Genomic DNA, 1,467 nt, shown 5'->3' on the forward strand with positions numbered 1-1,467 from the left:
GCGGTGACGGGGCTGGACCTCATGGCGTGTCGTGTGTTCGTTTCGTGGCGACGCCGGCGTAGAGCCAGCCGGGTCCCGGGGCGGTGGTCGGGTCGGGGCGCCATCGGCTCGGGCGGACCAGGCCGGGTGCGACGAGTTCGAGTCCGGTGAAGTACCGCTCGATGGTCTCCCGCGGGCGGAAGACGATGGGGGCGCTGGCCTGCCGGTACACCTCGACGGTGCGGGCGACTGCGGCGGGATCGGGGCCGTCGGTGGTGAGGTGGGTCAGTACCAGGAAGCTGCCAGGCGCCATGGCGTCCCGGATGGTGTCGGCGATGAACTGCGGGTGGTGGTCGTCGGTGATGAAGTGCAGCACGGCGATCATGAGTACCGCGACCGGCTGGTCGAGGTCGAGAAACTCGCGGAGTCTGGGGCTGTCGACGATGGATCGTGGCTGGCGGACGTCCGCGCCGAGGATGATCGCCCCGTCAATCTCGGTGAGGAGTTGGTCTGCTTGGTCGAGCACCGTGCGGTCGTTGTCGACATAGACGACACGAGCATCGGGCGCTACGTCCTGGGCGATCTCGTGGACGTTTCCCTGTGTGGGCAGCCCCGCGCCGATGTCGATGAACTGCCGTATGCCGTGCTTCGCCAGGTACCTGACGGCGCGCCGGAGAAAGTGCCGGTTTTCCCAGACGATCTCGCGGGTGTAGGGGACGAGCTCATTGACTCTGGCCGCGGCGGCCCGGTCGACTGGAAGATGATGTGTGCCGCCCAGGAAGTAGTCGTACATGCGTGCTGGGGATGGTTTGTCGTCGGTCATGGCCAGGATCCCTACGGTCGGAGGTTGGCCTGTGCGAGGTGGCGGGCGATCACGATGCGCTGGATCTGGTTGGTGCCTTCCCCGATCTGCATGACCTTGGCCTCGCGCATGTAGCGCTCGGCGGGGTAGTCGAGGGTGTAGCCGTTGCCGCCGAGGAGCTGGACCGCGTCGGTGGTGACACGCATGGCGGTGTCGGTGCAGAAGAGCTTGGCCATGGCGGCCTGTTGGGTGAACGGCTGTCCGCTGTCGCGGCGGCGAGCGGCGGCCAGGTAGAGCGCCCGGCCGGCGCAGATCTGGGTGGCCATGTCGGCGAGCATGAACTGCAGGCCCTGAAAGCTCGCGATCGGCCGGCCGAACTGGTGGCGGGTGGCGGTGTAGGACAACGCTTCGTCGAGCGCGGCCTGGGCGATACCGGTCGCGCAGGCCGCCACCCCGAGGCGGGCGGCGTCGAGCGCGGACATAGCGATGGTGAAGCCTTGACCTTCGGCGCCGATGCGGCGACTGTCCGGCACCCGAACCTGGTTGAGGGTCAGCCGGGCGGTCGGGGAGCCTTTCAACCCCATCTTGCGTTCGGGCGTCGACGCGGCGAGGCCGGGGGCGTCGGCGGGCACGAGAAACGCCGTGATGCCATCGGCTCCGGTGTCGGCGGTACGGGCGAAGACGGT

2 protein-coding genes are annotated in these 1,467 nt (G+C 68.4%); both read right to left on the minus strand.

The genetic code is table 11. From position 1 onward, the window contains the following. Nucleotides 1-19 precede the first annotated feature (19 nt). Complete coding sequence (locus AB0K00_RS57730; protein WP_363540220.1) at nt 20-802, minus strand: SAM-dependent methyltransferase; 783 nt, start codon at nt 800-802, stop codon at nt 20-22. 11 nt (nt 803-813) lie between these two features. Continuing rightward, a partial coding sequence (locus AB0K00_RS57735) for an acyl-CoA dehydrogenase family protein (protein WP_363540222.1) occupies nt 814-1,467 on the minus strand: 654 nt, incomplete at its 5' end.

It is taken from the genome of Dactylosporangium sp. NPDC049525, from assembly GCF_040676755.1.
Lineage (GTDB): Bacteria > Actinomycetota > Actinomycetes > Mycobacteriales > Micromonosporaceae > Dactylosporangium.